Genomic DNA, 18956 nt, shown 5'->3' on the forward strand with positions numbered 1-18956 from the left:
ACGTCGTGCACGAGCAGGGCGTGCTCGCCACGAGCGACGACCTGCCGGAGTCGGACCGGGCGACGCTGCGCCGCGCCGGCTCGCAGGTGGCCGATCCGAGCGCTCCCGTGCCGCTCACCAAGCCGCCGCTCGCCGCGTGGGCGCTGCGCAAGGTGCTCGAGGCCGAGGACGCGCCGGAGTGGGCCGCGGCGCAGCTGGAGCGCGTGATCCGCTCGCAGGACTGGTGGTTCGCGGGGCCGGAGCGGAACGGATCCGACCTCGACGGCGACGGGCTGCCGGAGTACGGCCATCCGTACTCCTCCGGACTCGACGACAGCCCCGTGTTCGACGGGCCGATCCCGACGACGGCGCCGGACCTCGCGGCCTATCTCGTGCAGCAGGACCGCGAGATCGCGGCACTCGCCGCCCGCTACCTGCCCGATCACCCCCTCGCGCCGCATCTGGCCCGTGCCGAGCGCACGACCGCGCTCCTCATGGAGCGGCTGTGGGATCCGGCCGCGCGGCGCTTCGTCGCCCTGGGTCCGGGATCCGGCGACGCGGCGCGCATCGTGAGCGACACCGTCGTGGGGCTCATGCCGCTGCGGGTGGACGGATTGCCGGAGGACGCCCGCACCGCCCTCCTCGAGGCGATCGACGACCCGGAGCGGTACGCGCTGGAGTGGGGGCTGCCGACGGTGTCGGCGGCGGATCCCGACTTCTCCCCGGAGCGGATGTGGCGCGGCCCGATCTGGATCAACACCAGTGCGCTCATCGCCGAGGGGCTGGACGCGGCCGGTCGGCCGGAGCGCGCGAGGGCGCTGCGCGAGCAGACCGTGCGCCTCGTGATCCACGGCGGCGGCCCGCACGAATACTTCAACCCGCGCACGGGTCTCAAGGCCGAGCGCGCGACGACGGCGTTCGGCTGGTCGGCCGCGCTGTTCATCGATCTGGCGGTGGAGCTCAGCCGCTGACGCGCGAGACCCCCACAGAGAGTCGAGACCCCCTCGCAGGCGCGTACGCAGGAGGGGGCCTCGACTCTCTGTGGGGGTTTCGGCGTCTTGCGGTGCGTTGAGTGGCGTCGGCGGAGCCGGCCTCGAGGGGCCTGGTGTTAGCGTAACCACGCGTGTACTGTATGCAATATCCAATTCTGACGAGGAGGTCATGATGAAGCGACGCGGCATGCTCGCGCTGGCGACGGGGGCTGTGGCGGCCGTCGCCCTGTCCGGATGCGCGTTCGGCGGAGGGGCGCCGACGAGCGGCGAGGCCCTGAAGGCGGATGCGGAGGCCACGGGCACGATCACCGTCTGGTCCTGGGACGTCGCCGCGACCGCGCTCAAGCGCCTCGGCGCCGACTACGAGAAGGCGCACAAGGGCACCACGATCAAGGTCGTGGACATCGGCTACGACAACGCCTACGACAAGATCTCGGTCGGCCTGCAGGCCGGCACAGGACTCCCCGACATGATCACGCTCGAGACGGATCACAACCAGGGCTACCTCGCGCAGTTCCCGAAGGGCTTCGCCGACCTCTCGCCCGTGCTCGGCGACAAGAAGGCCGACTTCGACCCGTTCAAGTGGTCGACGGGCACCGGCAAGGACGGTGCGCTGCGGATGGCCCCCTGGGACTCCGGCACCGTGGGCCTGTACTACCGCACCGACTACTTCCAGGCCGCGGGAGTGGATCCCTCCGCCGTGAAGACCTGGGACGACCTTGTCGCGGCGGGGGAGAGGATCAAGGCCGCGACAGGGCACACGCTGCTCACGGCCGACCTCTCCGCGGGCGGATCCCTCTCGATGTACCTGCAGCAGCAGGGCAAGGGATACTTCGACGACAAGGGCGAGATCACCGTGAACTCGCCCGAGGCCGTGCGCGCGCTCACCCTGCTGCAGACCATGCAGCAGAAGGGGCTGCTCACGAACGCCAAGGGCTGGGACGCGAGCGTCACGAGCGCGAAGGACGGCGACTCCGCGGTCACCCCCGAGGCGGTCTGGTGGATCGGGACGCTCGAGGGCGAGGCGCCGGAGCTCAGCGGGAAGTACGCCGTGCGCGACCTGCCGGTCTTCGACGGCGGCAGCGCGCCGACCTCGAACAACGGCGGATCCGGTCTCGCGATCCCCGCGCAGGCGAAGAACCCGCAGCTCGCGGCCGACTTCATGGCCTACGTGCTGGCGAACAGCGGCAACCAGTCGAGCATGATGCAGAAGGAGGGGCTCTTCCCGGCATACCTGCCGGCGCTCAAGGCCGACTTCTTCGAGCAGCCGAGCGACTACTTCGGCGGGGAGAAGGTGTTCCAGACCTTCGCCGAGCTCACGCCGAAGATCCCGTCCATCGCCTTCGCCTCGGACCAGTCGGTCGCGAGCGACGCCGTCACGAACGCCGTCGGCGCCGCGGTGCTCAACGGGGAGGATCCGAAGAAGGCGCTGGACGACGCGGCCGCCCAGATCGCGAACTCGACCGGCCGCAAGATCGCGGGCTGACGTGACGGTCGCCACTGTGCGGCGGCCTCCGGCGGAGGGGAGTCGCGACGAGAGCCGTCGCGACGCCCCTCGCACGGGTCGTCGTCTCGCCGCGCGCATGCAGCGGCCGGGGATGTGGTTCGCCCTTCCCGCGGCCGCGCTGCTCGTGCTGTTCTTCGCGTACCCCCTCGCGGTGTCGCTGCTGCAGAGCTTCTTCCGCACCTCGGGCGGTGTGAGCACGTTCGTCGGATTCGACCAGTACGCGCGGATGCTCCGGGATCCGCTGGTGCTGAAGAGCCTCGGCAACGCGCTGTTGATCCTCGTCGTGCAGGTGCCGATCATGATGGCGCTCGCCGTCGGTCTCGCGTACCTGCTGAATCAGGCGTGGCTGCGCTTCCGCGCCGGGTTCCGCCTGCTGACGTTCCTGCCGGCCATCACGACGCTCGTGGCCTACTCCGTCGTGTTCCGCGTGATCATGACCACGGACGGCGGCCTGCTGAACCAGTTCCTCGCGCTCTGCGGCGCCGGGCCCATCGACTGGCTGAACAACGAGTGGTGGGCGCGGGTCGCCGTGATCGCGTCGATCACCTGGCGCTGGACCGGCTACAACATGGTCATCATCCTCGCCGGCCTGCAGGCGATCCCGCCCGAGCTCTACGAGGCCGCTCGCATCGACGGCGCGGGGCGCTGGCAGATCTTCCGGCACATCGTCGTCCCGCAGCTGCGGCCCGTGCTGATCTTCACCAGCGTCACGTCGACGATCGGCGCGCTGCAGCTCTTCGACGAGAACTTCATCCTCACCGGGGGCGGCCCGAACAACGCGACCCTCACCCCGGTGCTCTATCTGTACAAGATCGGCTTCCAGCAGTTCGACTTCGGCTACGCCAGCGCGATCGCCTGGATGCTCGTGATCCTCACCGGGATCATCGCCGTGATCCAGTTCCGCATCATGAGGGAGAAGCCATGACGACGCAGCTGATCACGACCGGCCGCGACAGGCGCAGCGGGCAGCCCGCCGGCCGTTCCGGAGAGCCGCTGGTGCGCAGGATCGTCCTGCGGGCGCCGGTCTACGCGATCCTGGTGGTGGCGAGCGTGCTCGCGCTCGTCCCGTTCCTGTGGATGGTCATCGCCTCCACGCACAAGACCAGCGACCTGTTCGTCACGCCGCTGCCGCTCCTGCCCGGTGGCGAGTTCTGGCAGAACCTCGGCCGGCTGCAGGAAAGCATCGGCTTCGGCCAGGTGATGCTCAACAGCGTGCTCGTGGCGGTGGTCTACACGGTGTTCAGCTCGCTGATCAGCATCATGTGCGGCTACGGCCTCGCCACTTACCGGTTCCGCGGGCGCGGGGTGCTGCTGGGCGCGATCCTCGTCACGATGATGATCCCGATGCAGGTGCTGCTCGTGCCGCTGTTCCAGATGATGGCGAGCGCGGGATGGATCGACTCCTACCAGGCGCTCATCGTCCCGTTCCTGGCGAACGCGTTCGGCATCTTCCTCATGCGGCAGGGCTTCCTCGACTTCCCCGCCACGCTCATCGAGGCGGCGAGGATCGACGGAGCCGGCGAGCTGCGCACGTTCTACCGGATCGTGCTCCCTGTCGCCCGGCCGCAGATCGCGGCGCTGGTGATCTACACGTTTATCAGCCAGTGGAACTCGTTCATCTGGCCGCTGCTCATGCTGAACAGCGAGGACAGGTACACGGTCCCGGTCGCGCTGAACACGATGATCGGACTGAGCAGGGTCGACTACTCCGGGCTCATGCTCGGATCCCTCCTCGCGACCCTTCCGCTGTTCGTGCTGTTCCTGGTGTTCCAGAAGCAGTTCGTGGCGGGCCTGCTCGGAGGCGCGGTCAAGGGTTGACGGCTCGCCTGCCGCGAGCGGGAGCGTCTCTGTGGCGGCGCCACCTGCAGGACCTGGGAACGGATGCACGATCCGATCGCCGGATCCGTCGTGCATCCGTTCCCGGGTCCTGCAGGTGTCCCGGCGTCGAGCGGGGTTCAGGCCGAGAAGTACGCGCTCGACGAGTTGTCGAGGATCCGGCGCATGCCGTGCAGCCAGTTGAGCTTGAGCGCTTCGATCGCCGCGGGCACGTCGCCGGCGGCGAGGGCATGGGCGATCGCGGCGTGCTCCGCGGCCACGCGGTCGATCTTCACGTCCTCGGCGACGAGGAGGGCCTCGTAGCGGTGGAAGGATCCGCGCACGCTCTCGATCACGTCGAGGAGGCGCCGATTCGGGCAGACGGACAGCATGAGGGCGTGCCACTCGTCGTCCTTCGTCATCACGAGGGAGTGCTCGACGTGCTCGTCCGTGAAGGCCTCGGCCAGTTCGACGAGGCGCGCGCCCACGGCCTTCAGGTCCTCGACCGGGCTGAGCTCGAGCGCGAGGCTCTCCAGCGTCGCCATGACGGGCGCCAGATCCTCGAATTCGCCGGCGCTGAGCGGCACGAAGCGGAAGCCCTTGCCGTTCTCGCTGGAGATCTGCCCCTCGGACTCGAGCGCGATCAGCGCCTCGCGCAGCGGCGTGCGGCTGACGCCGAGCTCGGCGGCGAGCTGCACCTCGTTGATGCCCTCGCCGGGCCGGACGTTCCCCGTGCGCATGCGCGCGAGGAGTTCCTCGCGCACTTGTGAACGGAGGTTCTTGCGTTCGATGGCCATCTTTCCCCTCCAGTGGAACCTTAGCGACAGTGCTCGAGGCTCGGGCTGTTGACGTGATCACGATCGCGTCATAGTGTTATGTATACAAAATACACCTGACGGTCGGAAACGTCGTCATCGGCACGGCACGTGCACGAAAAGACTCAGGGAGGAGCCTTCGTGGCCCAGCATCTCGACGACGGGCGGATCCGCGAGGTCCGCATCGACGCCCTGGCGTTCGGCGGCGACTACAACCCCGACCAGTGGTCGGAGGACGTGTGGCTCGAGGACATCCGCCTCATGCAGGAGGCCGGCGTCACGATGGTGAGCCTGCCGATCTTCAGCTGGCCGCAGCTCGAGCCGGAGCCCGGCGTCTACGACTGGAGCTGGCTGGACCGGATCCTGGGGCTGCTGCACGACGCGGGCATCCGCATCGACCTCGCCACCGCGACCGCCACCCCGCCGTCCTGGCTGCTGCGCGCGCACCCCGAGATGGCGCCCTGGGACTCCGACGGCCACCGCCTGGAGTTCGGCTCGCGGCAGACCTACTGCCCGTCCTCGCCGATCTGGCGCGAGAACGTCGCGCGCATGACGCGGGCGATCGCCGAACGCTACGGCGAGCACCCCGGCCTGGCGATGTGGCACATCTCGAACGAGTACGGCGATCACGTCTCGCGCTGCTGGTGCCCCGAGTCCGCCCGGCACTTCCGACGCTGGCTGCAGGACCGCTACGGCGACCTCGACGGACTGAACGAAGCATGGGGCGTCAACGTCTGGGGCCAGCGCTACACGTCGTGGGAGCACATCGAGACGCCGAAGAAGGCGCCGGGTCCGATCAACCCCACGAAGCTGCTCGACTTCGAGCGGTTCTCCTCGGACGCGATGCTCGAGCTCTTCCAGGTCGAGATCGACGTGCTGCGCGAGGTCACCCCCGACATCGCCGTGACCACGAACTTCATGAGCATGTTCCGCGACCTCGACTACTGGCGCTTCGCCGAGCGCGAGGACGTGGTGACGGACGACGCCTATCCGGATCCGATGGATCCGACCTCGCACGTCGGCGCCGCCCTCAACTACGGGCTCATGCGCGCGCTCAAGGGCGGGCGGCCCTGGCTGCTGCTGGAGTCGTCGGCGAGTGCGACGAGCTGGCGCGACGTGAACGTGCCGAAGGCCCCTGGCAAGATCCGGGTGGAGAGCCTGCAGGCCGTCGCGCACGGATCCGACGCCGTGATGTTCTTCCAGTGGCGCCAGGCCAAGTACGGCCAGGAGAAGTTCCACTCCTCGATGCTCGGCCACCGCGGGGAGCGGTCGCGCAGCTTTCAGGAGACCAAGGCGCTGGGCCTCGAGCTGAAGCGGCTCGAGCCGGTGCGCGGCAGCCGGGTGCGCTCGCGCGTGGGCCTCGTCGTGGACTGGGACTCCTGGTGGGGATCCAGCGCGGTCGAGTCGCTGCCCTCGCAGCGGCTGCAGTGGGCCCAGCAGGCCCGCGCCTGGCACCGCGCCCTGTACGCGCTGGGCCACCCGGTCGACGCCGTGCGCGTGGGCGGCGAGGCGAGCGGAACCCCGTTCGACCGCTACGACGTGATCGTGGCGCCGAACCTGTACATCCTCGAGGAGTCGCAGACCGCGGCGCTGCGCGCCTTCGTCGCGCGCGGTGGGACGCTCGTGGTCGGCCCGTTCTCCGGCGTCGTCGACAGCACCGAGAAGGTGCACGACGGCGGCGCCCCCGGTCCGCTGCGCGACCTGCTCGGCATCGAGGTCGACGAGCAGTGGCCGATCGCGGACGGCGTCGCCGAGCGCCTCTCCTACGGGGAGGCCGAGCTCACGGTGCCGCACTGGGGCGAGTGGATCGAGGCCGATGCGGACGTCGAGATCCGCGGCGCGTACGCCACCGGCGAGCTCGCGGGACGCCCTGCGGTCACCCGGCGCCCCCACGCGTCGGGATCCGCCTGGTACGTCAGCGCGATGCTGCAGCCCGAGGGCCTCGCCGCGGTGTTCCGCGACGTCCTCCGCACGGCGGGCCTGCCCGCGCGCGACGACGACTCCGTGCAGGCCGAGGCCGTGACCCGCTCGGACGGGACGACCGACTACACGTTCCTGCTGAACCACGCGGCAGACCCGGTGACCTTCGACCTGCCGATCTCCGGCCGGGATCTGATCACCGGATCCGAGGCCGCGGGAGAGCTGACCCTGGGCGCCTACGGCGTCGCGGTCATCGCCTCGCCGCGGTCGGAATCCATCCCTTTCCTCACCCTCGTCCCTACCCCCCGGACCACCCGGGCCACCCCGTCGAAGGAGCTGGCATGACGCAGACGTTCGTGCATCCCTACATCCCGAACACGGCGCCGGAGACCCACGCCGAGATGCTCGCCGCCGTCGGCGCCGCCTCGATCGAGGACTTCTACGCCGACGTGCCGGAGGACCTGCGCCTGCGCCGTCCGCTGGACGTGCCGGCACCGCTGACGGCCGAGCAGGACCTCGCCCGTCACGTGCGCGGGATCCTGGCGCAGAACCGCACCACCGAGGAGCGCCTGAGCTTCCTCGGGGCGGGCACGTACAACCACTACGTGCCGGCGGTCGTGGACGAGGTCATCCGCCGCAGCGAGTTCCTCACCGCCTACGCGGGCGAGCCCTATGAGGACCACGGCCGGTTCCAGGCGCTGTTCGAGTACCAGTCGCTCATGGCGGAGCTGCTCGCGATGGACGTCGTGAACGTGCCGACCTACGACGGCTACCAGGCCGCGGCCACGGGTCTCGCGATGGCCGGCCGGCTCACCGGCCGCGGCGTCGTGCTCGCCCTGAGCGACGTGCTGCCGGAGAAGGACTCGAAGGTGGGCGACTACACGCGGGCCGGCCTGCAGATCGAGCGGATCCCCACCGCGGGCGGCATCGCCGACCTCGGGGCGCTGCTGGCGCGGCTGGCCGACGACGTCGCGGCCGTGTGGGTCGAGACGCCGAGCTTCACCGGCGCCGTCGAGACGCGGCTGCGCGAGATCGCGGACGCGGCGCACGCCGTCGGCGCGGTCGTCGTCGTGGGCACGGACCCGATCGGGTACGGCGTGCTGACCCCGCCGGCCCTGCAGGGCGCCGACATCGTCACCGGCGACATCCAGTCGCTCGGGCTGCACCAGTGGTTCGGCGGCGCGCACGCCGGCTTCATCGCCGTCCATGACGAGCCGCGGTTCGTCATGGAGATGCCGTCCCGGCTGTTCGGCCTGGAGTCGACCGACGTGCCGGGCGAATACGGCTTCGGCGACGTCGCCTACGACCGCACCTCCTTCGCGCACCGCGAGGAGGGCAAGGAATGGGTCGGCACGGCGGCCGCGCTGTGGGGCATCGCCGCCGGCGTGCACCTCGCGCTCATGGGACCGCAGGGCATGGCGGACCTCGGCGAGCTGCTGCTCGCCCGCACCGCGTACGCGCAGCGGCAGCTCGCCGCGATCCCGGGAGTCGCCCTCGGGGATGACGCGCTGCACCTCCGGGAGTTCACGGTCCGCTTCGACACCGCCCGGACCGCCGACGTCGTCACCGCGCTGCGCGCGGAGGGCATCGAGCCCGGCGTCGTGGTGGACGAGCACACCCTGCTCGTCTGCGTGACAGAGGCCACCTCCGCATCCGACATCGACCGCCTCGCCGCCGCGCTCGCGACGGCCATCGACACCGAGGAGCAGGACGCGTGAGCCTTCCCGTCGCCCCGAAGCAGAGCCCCCGCCGATTCCAGCAGGCCAGCTGGGACGAGCCGATCGTCTTCGAGCTGTCCGCGCCGGGCGAGAGGGGCGTCCTCGTGACGCCGGTCGAGCCGTCCGTGCGGGAGGCCGTCGGCGACGTCGTCGCCGCGCTCCCCGAGGGGATGCGCCGCCCGACCCCGCCGGCGCTGCCCGAGATCGCGCAGATGCGCGTGCTCAAGCACTACCTGCGCCTGTCCCAGGAGAATCTCGGATCCGACCTCAACGTCGACATCGGCCAGGGCACGTGCACGATCAAGTACTCGCCGAAGATCAACGACCAGCTCATCGAGGTTCCGCAGCTGCGGGCGCTGCACCCGGCGCAGGATCCGGCCGACACGCAGGGCGCGCTCGAGACGATCTGGCGGCTCGAACGGCTCATGGCGGAGATCTCCGGCATGGACGCGGTGTCGCTCGCCTCCCCGGGCGGATCCGCCGGCATCTGGACCAACATCGCGATGATCCGCGCCTACCACGCGTCGCGCGGCGAGGCCGCCCAGCGCGACGAGGTCATCACGACGATCTTCAGCCACCCGTCCAACGCGGCCGCCGCCAAGGTCGCCGGGTACAAGGTCATCACGATCTACCCGGACGCCGACGGCTACCCGGACCTCGGCGCGCTCAAGGCCGCGCTCTCCGAGCGCACGGCCGCGATCATGGTGACCAACCCCGAGGACACCGGCATCTACAACCCCGCCATCGAGGAGTGGGTCGACGCCGCGCACGAGGTCGGTGCGCTCGCCTCCTACGACCAGGCCAACGCCGCCGGCATCCTCGGCATCACGCGCGCCCGCGACGCCGGATTCGACGTGTGCCAGTTCAACCTGCACAAGACGTTCTCCGCCCCGCACGGCAGCGGAGGCCCCGGTGCGGCGGCCAACGCGGTGAGCGCGGCGCTCGCGCCGTTCCTGCCCGGTCCCCGCGTGGAGAAGGTGGAGGGGCGCTTCGTCGTCCGCGAGCCCGGCGACCTGTCGATCGGGCACGTGGCACCGGCGCACGGCGTGATCCTGCACGTGGTGCGGGCGTACGCGTGGATCATGGCGCTCGGCGCCGAGGGCATGCTCGCGGCCTCGCAGATCGCGGTCCTGAACAACAACTACCTGCTGAAGAAGGTGCTCGAGATCCCGGGGGCGTCCGCGCCCTATGCGACCGGCCGCCGCCGCATCGAGCAGGTGCGGTACTCGTGGCAGGAGCTGTTCGAGGAGACCGGCATCAGCTCGGAGGAGATCGGCATCCGGATGGCCGACTACGGCTTCCACTACTGGACGAGCCACCACCCCTACGTCGTGCCCCAGCCCTTCACCCTGGAACCCACCGAGTGCTACTCGAAGGCCGAGATCGACGAGTACGTGGCGGCGCTCGCGCAGGTCGCGCAGGAGGCCAGGGAGAACCCGGAGCTGGTGCGCACGGCGCCGCACAACCAGACCGTGCACCACACGCACCACGACGACCTGGACGACCCGGAGCGCTGGGCGATCACCTGGCGCGCCTACCGCCGGAAGTACTTCGGAGAGGTCCCGGCCGGTCCTGCCGCGAGCGCCCTGCCGGACGTGGAACTCGCCGTCGTCGCCGCCGGATCCTGATCCCGTGATCGGACTCGTCGTCAACCCTGTCGCCGGAGTCGGCGGGCCCGCGGGCCTCGCCGGCTCCGACGGCGCGGCTGTGCAGGCGCAGGCGGCGGAGCACGGCTCCGCCCCTCGCGCGCACGAGCGCGCCGGACAGACGCTGGCGGTGCTCGCGCGCTCGCACCCCAGGGTGCGGATCCTCACCGCCGCGGGGTCGATGGGCGCCGCGGCCGTGGCGGACGCGGGGCTCGAGCCGGTCGTGGTGTTCACCCCCTCCTCGACCGCGACCACGCCCGACGACACCGCCGCGGCGGTCGCCGCCGTAGCCGCCGCAGGCGCCTCGCTCGTGCTGGTGGCCGGCGGCGACGGCACCCTGCGCGACGCCGTGCGGGGGCTGGGCGCGGCCCCGGGATCCGCCCCGGCCGTCCTCGGGATCCCCGCGGGCGTGAAGATGTACTCGCCCGTGTTCGCCGTGACCCCGATCGCGGCGGGCGCCCTCGCCGCGGACTGGCTGGGATCCGAGCCCGTGCCGACGGCCGTGCGCGAGGTGCTCGACGTCGACGAGGCCGCTCTCCGCCGCGCGCGGGTGGAGCCGGTGCTCTACGGCAGCCTGCGCGTGCCGCAGCGGCTCGGGCGCACCCAGGCGCGCAAGGCGCCCACGCCCGTCAGTGAGCAGGACGCGGTCGCCGCCGCCGCGCGCAGCGCCGTCCGCGCGATGCGTCAGGGCGTCCGGTACCTGCTCGGCCCCGGCGGCACCACGGCGCAGATCGCCGCGGAGCTCGGCATCGCGAAGACCCCGCTCGGCGTGGACGTCGTGCTCGACGGGCGCCTCGTGGCCGCGGGCGCCGACGAGGGCCGGCTGCTCGCCGAGGTCGCCGCCGGCCCCGCGCAGGTCGTTGTCACCGTGATCGGCGGGCAGGGGTTCCTGCTCGGCCGCGGCAATCAGCAGCTGTCCCCACGCGTGATCCGCGCGCTCGGCGCGGATCCGCTCCTCGTCGTCGCCCCGGAGCAGAAGCTCGTCGACCTCGGCGGACGTCCGCTCCTGGTCGACACCGGCGATCCCGACCTCGACGCCTCCCTCGCCGGACACATCCGCGTCCTCACCGGCGCCGCGGCCTCGGCGTTCTACGCCGTCGCCGCGCCAGAAGCCCTCGTCCCCTGACCCGCATCCCGGTCCCGCGCCTCTCGGCAGGACCGGATCCCGACCGCACCCCGACCCGACCACGACCCGCAAGGAGCACCCCATGCGTCTGCAGAACAAGAACGCCATCGTCACCGGAGGCGCCGGCGGCATCGGCCGCGCCACGTCCCTCGCCTTCGCCGCCGAGGGCGCCAACGTCGCCGTCGTCGACCTGAACGCGGAGGCCGCCGAGGCCGTCGCGGAGGAGATCCGTGCGGCCGGCGGATCCGCGGTCGCGATCGGCGCCGACGTGTCGAGCGAGGCCGACATCGAGCGCGTCGTCGCGTCGGTCGTCGACGGCTTCGGCGGCGTCGACGTGGTCTTCAACAACGCCGGCATCATCCGGCGCACCACGGCGGTCGAGACCACGGTCGAGGAGTGGGACCGCGTGTTCGGCGTGAACGTGCGGGCGATCTTCCTGATGTGCAAGCACGTCGTGCCGATCATGGCGGCGAACGGCGGCGGATCCATCGTCAACACCGGATCCGGCTGGGGGCTCAAGGGCGGCGGCCAGGCCATCTCGTACTGCGCGTCCAAGGGCGCGGTCGTGAACATGACCCGCGCGCTCGCGATCGACCACGGCCCGCAGGGCATCCGCGTCAACTCGGTGAACCCCGGCGACGTCGACACCGGCATGCTCCGCGACGAGGCCCGTCAGCTCGGTCAGGACCAGGCCGGCTTCCTCGCCGAGGCCGCAGAGCGCCCGCTCAACCGGATGGGGCAGCCCTCCGAGATCGCCGCCGCGGTCGTCTGGCTCGCGAGCGACGAGTCGTCGTACGTGACCGGAGCCGCCCTCGTCGTCGACGGAGGCGGCATCGCCTGAGCCGGTCGCCCTGGCCGGGGCCCTGGGCCGGGATCCTGCCGAGTGCACGGGATCCTGCCGAGTGCACGGCTTCTCCACGCGAAGAAGCCGTGCGCTCGGCAGCGAGCCGTGCACTCGGCAGGCCCACCCCGGCCCGGGCTCGCATCCAGCCGGCTCGCGTAAAATCGTGACAATGACCGACGCCCCCTCCGACGCCCCGTTGACGCAGAGCGACCGTAGCGCCACGACAGGCGGCGACGCCGTCGGATCCGGCATCGACCCGACCGACCTCGCGACCACGCTCAGAGTGCTCGCCGAGCTGCACGGGCTCGACCAGGACCACCCCGATTTCATCGCCGTCCGCCGGGCGACCTCGGCCATGTTCAAGGCCGCCAAGCGCGTGCGCCGCAGGGAGATCCGCGATGCGATCGCCGAGGCCGACCGCGCCGTGATCGCCGCGACCGCGACGGGCGCTCCGGACCGCATCGACGACGAGACGCGCGGCCTCGACCTCGAGAGCAGCGTGACCGACGCCCCGACCGCCGGCGAGCTGCTGAAGCCCCGCAACTGCTACATCTGCAAGCAGCTGTACACGACGGTCGACGCGTTCTACCACCAGCTCTGCCCCGATTGCGCCCGGTTCAGCCACGGCAAGCGCAACGCCCGCACCGACCTCAGCGGCAAGCGCGCCCTGCTCACGGGTGGGCGCGCCAAGATCGGCATGCACATCGCGCTGCGGCTGCTCCGCGACGGCGCGCACACCACGATCACGACGCGGTTCCCGCGCGACGCGGTGCGCCGGTTCGCGGCGCTGCCCGATTCGGCCGACTGGCTGCACCGGCTCCGCGTGGTCGGCATCGACCTGCGCGACCCCGCCCAGGTGATCGCGCTCGCCGACTCGGTGGCGGCCCAGGGCCCGCTCGACATCCTCATCAACAATGCGGCGCAGACCGTGCGCCGCTCGCCCGGCGCGTACTCGCTGCTCGCCGATGCCGAGCTGCAGCCGCTCCCGAACGGCCCGCTGCCCGAGATGGAGACCTTCGGGCACACCGCCGATCCGCACCCCGAGGCGCTGCAGGCCTCGGTCGACGCGCACCCGCTGCTGTCGATCGCCTCGCTCGGCGGCACGATCGCCGAGCAGGGCGGGCAGGCGCTCACGGCCGAGGAGCTGGCCCGGCTCGCGATGGCGCCCGGATCCTCCTCGCTCGCGAAGCATGCGGACGGCACCGCGATCGACGCGGGCGGCCTCGTGCCCGACGTGAACCGCGTGAACAGCTGGGTGCAGAGCGTGGACCAGGTGGATCCGCTCGAGATGCTCGAGGTGCAGCTCTGCAACACGACGGCGCCGTTCCTGCTCATCAGCCGGCTGCGTCCGTCGATGGCGGCCTCGTCCGCACGGCGCAAGCACATCGTGAACGTCTCGGCGATGGAGGGCCAGTTCTCCCGTCGGTACAAGGGCCCAGGGCACCCGCACACCAACATGGCGAAGGCCGCGCTGAACATGCTCACCCGCACGAGCGCCGGCGAGATGCTGGAGACGGACGGGATCCTGATGACCGCGGTCGACACGGGCTGGATCACCGACGAGCGCCCGCACTACACGAAGGTGCGCCTCGCGGAGGAGGGCTTCCACGCCCCGCTCGACCTCGTCGACGGCGCGGCCCGCGTGTACGACCCGATCGTGCGCGGCGAGGCCGGCGAGGACGTCCACGGCGTGTTCCTGAAGGACTACGAGCCCAGCCCCTGGTGACCCGGTCGCGGGTTCCCCACCTCCGAGTCGTCCCCCTCAGCGGCGCCTATAGCGTCCGCTGAGGGGGACGACTCGGAGGTGGGAGGCTCGCGGCTCGCGCACGGGTGCGGCGGAGGCGGCGTGGTGTCGCGGATCCTCGGCGGTACTCTGAGCGCACGGGATCGCCGTCGGCGTCCGGCACCGACCCGAGGAGGCTGTGATGGTTCCCGAGATCAATTACTGGGCCGTACTGCTGGCGACCGCGTCGAGCATGGTCGTCGGATCCATCTGGTACGCCCGCGGCGTGCTCGGCGCCCGCTGGGCCCGCCTCGCGGGGGTCGACCTCGACAACCCCAAGGGCAGCCCCGTCCTCGCCATCATCGCGACCGTGATCGTGAGCTTCCTCACGGCCTGGGTGCTCGCCGGCGCCACGGCGATCGCCTGGCACTTCTACGGCGGATCCTTCTTCCTGTCGGCGCTCGTCACGGCGATCACGCTGTGGATGGGGTTCACGGCGGCGCGGTTCATCACGCACGACGCCTTCGAGGGGCGCCCCAGCTCGCTGACCGTGCTGAACATCGCGCACGAACTCGTCACGGTCGTCGTGATGGCCGTCCTGATCGGGGTCTGGCCGCCCGCTCTCGGCTGACCGCGGCCTCCCACTTCGAGTCGTCCCCGTCAGCGGAGCCCATAGCGTCCGCTGACGGGGACGACTCGAAATAGGGGTGGCGCCCAGGAGGGGCGAGGGCGACGCGAGCGCGAGGGCGCGAGCGAGCGGTCAGCGGCGGATCGCGTAGCGGTGCAGGGTGACGCCCTGGTCGTAGGCGGCCTGCTCGAGCAGATCGAGGATCACCGGAGGCCTGGTCTCGCCGGGGCGCGGATCGTCGAACAGCGGGCGACCGGATCCGAGGATCGCCGGATGCGTGAACAGCAGGAGCTCGTCGAGAAGGCCCGCCTCGAGCAGCGCGGTGGCGAGCGTCGCCCCGCCGACGCCGATGCTGCCCTCGGTCTCGGCGCGGACCTCCGCGAGCCGGGAGACCGCGTCCTCGCCGATGACCCGCGTGTGGAACGGCGCCTCGGTGCGGGTGCGCGAGACGAGGATCTTCGGCTTGTCGGTCCAGATGGCGCCGTACTCCTGCATGTACTCGGGCAGGGACCGGTCGTCGCGCGCCGCCGGCCAGAACGACTCCATGATCTCGAACACGCGCCGGCCCTGCACCATGAGGGCGAGATCCGCGGCACGGCGATTGAACTCGCGATGCAGCGGCTCGTCGATCCGCATCCAGTCGCCGCCGCCCTCGTCGCCGGGGGCGGCTTCGATCCGCAGATCGAGGGACACGTTCATCCAGTACACGAACCGACCGGCCATGCGCCTCTCCCATCCTCGGGGACGCTCTCGACGCTAACCCCGCGCCTCCGCACGCGCAACGCCCCCGCCACCAACGGAGTCGTCCCCGTGAGCGGACCCGGGGGGATCCGCTGACGGGGACGACTCGGAAGTGGAGAGGAAAAAAAGGGGGGGGTTAGGCGGCTACGCGGGCGATCGCGGAGATCGCGCTCGTGAAGAACGGCAGGCCGTCGACGCCGCTGCGCATCGCGGCGGCGGTGTCGGGGCCGAAGCCGGGCTCGGTCGCGTGCTCGGGGTGCGGCATCAGGCCCACGACGTTGCCGCTGGGGTTGGTGAGGCCGGCGATGTCGCGGAGGGATCCGTTCGGGTTCACACCCGCGTAGCGGAAGGCGACGAGGCCTTCGCCCTCGATGCGGTCGAGCGTCTCGTCGGAGGCGATGTATCCGCCCTCGGCGTTCTTGAGCGGGATGATGATCTCCTGCCCGCGGGAGAACTCGTTCGTCCACGCCGTGTCGGCGTTCTCGACCGTGAGCTTCTGGTCGCGCCGGACGAAGTGCTGGTGGTCGTTGCGGATCAGGCCGCCGGGCAGCAGGTGCGCCTCGACGAGCATCTGGAAGCCGTTGCAGATCCCGAGGATCGGCATGCCCTTGGCGGCGGCGTCCTTGATCTCGGTCATGATCGGCGACAGCGCGGCGATCGCACCGGAGCGCAGGTAGTCGCCGTAGCTGAAGCCGCCGGGGAGGATGACGGCGTCGACGCCCTCGAGGTCGTGCGCCCCGTGCCAGAGCGCGACCGGCTCGGCGCCGGCGATGCGCACGGCGCGCTGGGCGTCGCGGTCGTCGAGGGAACCGGGGAAGGTGACGACCCCGATCCGCACCGTCATTCGGCGACCTCGATGCCGACGACGTCCTCGATCACGGAGTTGGAGAGCACCTCTTCGGCGATCCGCCGGGCCTCGGCGAGCACGTCGTCGGTGACCTCGCCGTCGACGGTGAGCTCGAAGCGCTTGCCGATGCGGACATCGCTGAACGCGGTCACGCCGGTGCGGGCGAATGCTCCGGAGACGGCCTTCCCCTGCGGGTCGAGCAGTTCGGACTTGGGCATGACGTCGACGACGATGGTGGGCATTCGAGGCTCCGAAATGTCGCGGGAGGGGGCAGCGGCCAGTCTATCGCGCGGAAACAGGGCCTTCGGCCGGGGCGGCCTGGCCCGCGGCCGTCGCGGGCGCCCTCCCGGCACGGGCCGGCGCACGCAGGACGAGGGTTCTAGCGCTCAGCTGCGGAACACGGTGTGCACGTCGCCGGCGACGTCGCGGCCGCCCAGCCCGTCGATCTCGAAGAGCACCGAGATCCCGGCGACCCGATAGCCGAGCTGCTCGACGATCCTGCGGCCGGCGGCCAGGGTGCCGCCCGTGGCGAGCACGTCGTCGATGAGCAGGATCCGGGATCCCGCGGGCAGGTCGTCGTGCATCTCGATCGTGGCGGTGCCGTACTCCAGTGCGTAGTCCACGGACGCGGCGGGCAGGGGGAGCTTGCCCGCCTTGCGGATCGGCACGAAGCCCGTCCCCGCCTCGATCGCCGCGGCTCCGGCGAGGATGAACCCGCGCGCCTCGATGCCCGCGACGACGTCGAAGGATCCGCGGAACGGCGCGACGAGGGCCTCGGTCGTCGCCTGCAGCGCCTCGCGATCGGCCAGCAGCGGCGTGATGTCGCGGAACAGGATGCCCGGCTCCGGGTGGTCCGGGATGGAGCGGATGAGCGATTCGGCACGGACGAGCGCGGGCGAGATGGTCACCGGTCCAGGGTACGCGGGCGAGCGCGCGCGACCCGACGGTTGACATCGTGGGAGCGCTCCCATAGCCTGATCCGGATCGCCGGGCGCGCTGTCCTGCGGCACGGGTCTGCGGCGGGAGCCTGCGGCACGGGCGTCGCGTCGAGCGCCTCATCGCGAGCGCAGCCCCCACCGCGCCGCCCCGACGACGCACCGAGCGAAGGAGCGCCCTTGAACACGTCCGTCCGCCGATTCCCCGACGGCTTCCTGTTCGGAGCCGCCACCGCCGCCTACCAGATCGAGGGCGCCGCCTTCGAGGACGGCCGCACCGCATCGATCTGGGACGCCTTCGCCCGCGAACCCGGTGCCGTGCTGAACGGCGAGACCGGCGACGTCGCGTGCGACCACTACCACCGCTACGCCGACGACGTGCGGCTCATGGGCGAGCTGGGCCTGCAGGCCTACCGCTTCTCGACCTCCTGGGCCCGCGTGCGCCCCGACGGCGGCGCGGTAAACCCCGCCGGCCTCGCGTTCTACGACCGCCTCGTCGACGAGCTGCTCGCGGGCGGCATCGTGCCCTGGCTGACGCTGTACCACTGGGACCTGCCGCAGGCGCTCGAGGAGAAGGGCGGCTGGACCTCCCGCGACACCGCGGAGCGCTTCGTCGAGTACGCGCTCAGCGTGCACGACGCGCTCGGCGACCGCGTGCAGCACTGGACCACGCTGAACGAGCCGTGGTGCTCCTCGTTCCTGTCCTACACCGCGGGTGTGCACGCGCCGGGCCGGGTCGGCATCGAGGACGGCATGCTCTCCGCGCACCACCTGCTGCTCGCGCACGGCCGCACGATCCGAGCACTGCGGGAGCGGGATCCGGAGCTCGACCTCGGGATCACCCTGAACCTCACGGTCGCGGATCCCGCCGACGCGCGCGACCCCGCCGACGTCGACGCCGCACGCCGCATCGACGGGCAGTTCAACCGCTGGTTCCTGGACCCGGTGCTCCGCGGCGCCTACCCTGCCGACGTCGTCGCGGACATCCGCGAGGTGGATCCGATCGCGGTGCGCCGCTGGGCCGCCGCGATCCACGAGGGCGACCTCGACACGATCGCCGCGCCGCTGGACTGCCTGGGCATCAACTACTACCACGGAGAGCTGCTCTCCGGCACGCCGCAGCCGGGCGGCGAGGGCACACCGCACGACAGCGGCGTCGAGGGCGAGAGCGTGCGGCGCACGCGCTCTCCGTTCCCCGCGGCGGACGACGTGCACTGGGTCGAGCGCGGGCTGCCGCGCACGGGCATGGGCTGGGAGGTGCAGCCAGAGGGGCTCACCCGGCTGCTGCGCCGGCTCGGCACCGAGTACGCGCCGGGGCTGCCGCTCTATGTGACCGAGAACGGCGCCGCCTACGACGACGAGCTCGAGGGCGGGCGTGTGGATCCCGCGACGGGGATCACGACCGGCGGGGTCGTGCATGACGCGGAGCGGGCCATGTTCCTGCGCGAGCACGTCGCGGCGACCTACGACGCGATCGAGGAGGGCGTCGACGTGCGCGGCTACTTCGCGTGGTCGCTCCTGGACAACTACGAGTGGTCCTGGGGCTACGGCAAGCGGTTCGGGATCGTGCGGGTCGACTACGACACGCAGGAGCGGATCGTGAAGGACTCCGGGCGCGAGTACGCCAGGATCATCGCGGCCAGGGCGGTCTGAGACATGGCCGGAGGGTCCGGCACCGGAGCCGGACGCACCGGGGCGAGGGGCGAGGGCCCAGGATCCG

Annotated in this window: 17 protein-coding genes; 12 read left to right on the top strand and 5 right to left on the bottom strand. The window is 71.4% G+C overall.

Annotated features, from left to right (window positions below):
* From B7X32_RS00005 to B7X32_RS00020, 4 genes are all read left to right on the top strand, one after another.
* Positions 1 to 950, top strand: a 950-nt coding sequence (locus tag B7X32_RS00005; protein ID WP_292714121.1) for a hypothetical protein, incomplete at its 5' end; no start/stop codon positions are given.
* A 190-nt stretch (positions 951 to 1140) separates the two neighbouring features.
* A complete protein-coding gene (locus B7X32_RS00010) occupies positions 1141 to 2457 on the top strand; it encodes a sugar ABC transporter substrate-binding protein (protein WP_292714124.1) in 1317 nt (438 codons plus the stop codon).
* A gap of 1 nt (position 2458) precedes the next feature.
* Complete coding sequence (locus tag B7X32_RS00015) at positions 2459 to 3403, top strand: sugar ABC transporter permease (protein WP_292714126.1); 945 nt, start codon at positions 2459 to 2461, stop codon at positions 3401 to 3403.
* Complete coding sequence (locus tag B7X32_RS00020) at positions 3400 to 4296, top strand: carbohydrate ABC transporter permease (RefSeq protein WP_292714128.1); 897 nt, start codon at positions 3400 to 3402, stop codon at positions 4294 to 4296. The genes B7X32_RS00015 and B7X32_RS00020 overlap by 4 nt, the downstream gene beginning before the upstream one ends.
* Positions 4297 to 4433: 137 nt before the next feature.
* Here B7X32_RS00020 and B7X32_RS00025 read toward each other — a convergent pair whose 3' ends face one another.
* Positions 4434 to 5090, bottom strand: a complete 657-nt coding sequence (locus B7X32_RS00025) for a GntR family transcriptional regulator (protein WP_292714130.1) — start codon at positions 5088 to 5090, stop codon at positions 4434 to 4436.
* A gap of 159 nt (positions 5091 to 5249) precedes the next feature.
* Between B7X32_RS00025 and B7X32_RS00030 the strand changes: the two genes are divergently transcribed.
* The 7 genes from B7X32_RS00030 to B7X32_RS00060 all read left to right on the top strand — a co-directional run bounded on the left by B7X32_RS00030 (position 5250) and on the right by B7X32_RS00060 (position 14716).
* Positions 5250 to 7373 (top strand): beta-galactosidase, encoded by a 2124-nt coding sequence (locus B7X32_RS00030; RefSeq protein ID WP_292714132.1) that lies wholly within the window; start codon positions 5250 to 5252, stop codon positions 7371 to 7373.
* Entirely contained in the window at positions 7370 to 8746 is a 1377-nt protein-coding gene (gene gcvPA / locus B7X32_RS00035; protein WP_292714134.1) for an aminomethyl-transferring glycine dehydrogenase subunit GcvPA, read from the top strand. Before B7X32_RS00030 ends, gcvPA begins: the two co-directional genes overlap by 4 nt.
* Entirely contained in the window at positions 8743 to 10374 is a 1632-nt protein-coding gene (gene gcvPB / locus B7X32_RS00040; protein ID WP_292714137.1) for an aminomethyl-transferring glycine dehydrogenase subunit GcvPB, read from the top strand. The genes gcvPA and gcvPB overlap by 4 nt, the downstream gene beginning before the upstream one ends.
* A gap of 4 nt (positions 10375 to 10378) precedes the next feature.
* Positions 10379 to 11518, top strand: coding sequence for an NAD(+)/NADH kinase (locus B7X32_RS00045; protein WP_292714141.1), 1140 nt, complete (start codon positions 10379 to 10381; stop codon positions 11516 to 11518).
* 82 nt (positions 11519 to 11600) lie between these two features.
* Entirely contained in the window at positions 11601 to 12359 is a 759-nt protein-coding gene (locus B7X32_RS00050) for an SDR family oxidoreductase (protein ID WP_292714143.1), read from the top strand.
* Positions 12360 to 12531: 172 nt separating this feature from the next.
* A complete protein-coding gene (locus tag B7X32_RS00055; RefSeq protein WP_292714146.1) occupies positions 12532 to 14088 on the top strand; it encodes an SDR family NAD(P)-dependent oxidoreductase in 1557 nt (518 codons plus the stop codon).
* Positions 14089 to 14287: 199 nt separating this feature from the next.
* Positions 14288 to 14716 (top strand): DUF1761 domain-containing protein, encoded by a 429-nt coding sequence (locus B7X32_RS00060; protein ID WP_292714149.1) that lies wholly within the window; start codon positions 14288 to 14290, stop codon positions 14714 to 14716.
* 129 nt (positions 14717 to 14845) lie between these two features.
* Here the strand turns inward: B7X32_RS00060 and B7X32_RS00065 are convergent, their stop codons facing one another.
* From B7X32_RS00065 to B7X32_RS00080, 4 genes are all read right to left on the bottom strand, one after another.
* Complete coding sequence (locus B7X32_RS00065; RefSeq protein WP_292714153.1) at positions 14846 to 15436, bottom strand: dihydrofolate reductase family protein; 591 nt, start codon at positions 15434 to 15436, stop codon at positions 14846 to 14848.
* A gap of 154 nt (positions 15437 to 15590) precedes the next feature.
* On the bottom strand, positions 15591 to 16298 hold the full coding sequence (gene purQ, locus B7X32_RS00070; protein ID WP_292714156.1) for a phosphoribosylformylglycinamidine synthase subunit PurQ: 708 nt from the start codon (positions 16296 to 16298) through the stop codon (positions 15591 to 15593).
* On the bottom strand, positions 16295 to 16543 hold the full coding sequence (gene purS / locus B7X32_RS00075) for a phosphoribosylformylglycinamidine synthase subunit PurS (RefSeq protein WP_045271780.1): 249 nt from the start codon (positions 16541 to 16543) through the stop codon (positions 16295 to 16297). Before purS ends, purQ begins: the two co-directional genes overlap by 4 nt.
* 144 nt (positions 16544 to 16687) lie before the next feature.
* Positions 16688 to 17209, bottom strand: a complete 522-nt coding sequence (locus tag B7X32_RS00080; protein ID WP_292714165.1) for an adenine phosphoribosyltransferase — start codon at positions 17207 to 17209, stop codon at positions 16688 to 16690.
* 207 nt (positions 17210 to 17416) lie between these two features.
* On the opposite strand from B7X32_RS00080, the gene B7X32_RS00085 reads away from it, so the two are divergent.
* Positions 17417 to 18889, top strand: coding sequence for a family 1 glycosylhydrolase (locus B7X32_RS00085; RefSeq protein ID WP_292714168.1), 1473 nt, complete (start codon positions 17417 to 17419; stop codon positions 18887 to 18889).
* Positions 18890 to 18956 lie beyond the last annotated feature (67 nt).

The sequence above is a fragment of the Microbacterium sp. 13-71-7 genome, assembly GCF_002257455.1.
Lineage (GTDB): Bacteria > Actinomycetota > Actinomycetes > Actinomycetales > Microbacteriaceae > Microbacterium.

Excerpts from the sequence above, each read along its gene's own strand:
- B7X32_RS00050 (WP_292714143.1), top strand. The coding sequence starts at position 11,601 with ATGCGTCTGCAGAACAAGAACGCCATCGTCACCGGAGGCGCCGGCGGC.
- B7X32_RS00010 (WP_292714124.1), top strand. The coding sequence starts at position 1,141 with ATGATGAAGCGACGCGGCATGCTCGCGCTGGCGACGGGGGCTGTGGCG.
- B7X32_RS00065 (WP_292714153.1), bottom strand. The coding sequence starts at position 15,436 with ATGGCCGGTCGGTTCGTGTACTGGATGAACGTGTCCCTCGATCTGCGG.
- B7X32_RS00020 (WP_292714128.1), top strand. The coding sequence starts at position 3,400 with ATGACGACGCAGCTGATCACGACCGGCCGCGACAGGCGCAGCGGGCAG.
- B7X32_RS00055 (WP_292714146.1), top strand. The coding sequence starts at position 12,532 with ATGACCGACGCCCCCTCCGACGCCCCGTTGACGCAGAGCGACCGTAGC.
- gcvPA (WP_292714134.1), top strand. The coding sequence starts at position 7,370 with ATGACGCAGACGTTCGTGCATCCCTACATCCCGAACACGGCGCCGGAG.
- purS (WP_045271780.1), bottom strand. The coding sequence starts at position 16,543 with ATGCCCACCATCGTCGTCGACGTCATGCCCAAGTCCGAACTGCTCGAC.
- B7X32_RS00060 (WP_292714149.1), top strand. The coding sequence starts at position 14,288 with ATGGTTCCCGAGATCAATTACTGGGCCGTACTGCTGGCGACCGCGTCG.
- B7X32_RS00025 (WP_292714130.1), bottom strand. The coding sequence starts at position 5,090 with ATGGCCATCGAACGCAAGAACCTCCGTTCACAAGTGCGCGAGGAACTC.
- purQ (WP_292714156.1), bottom strand. The coding sequence starts at position 16,298 with ATGACGGTGCGGATCGGGGTCGTCACCTTCCCCGGTTCCCTCGACGAC.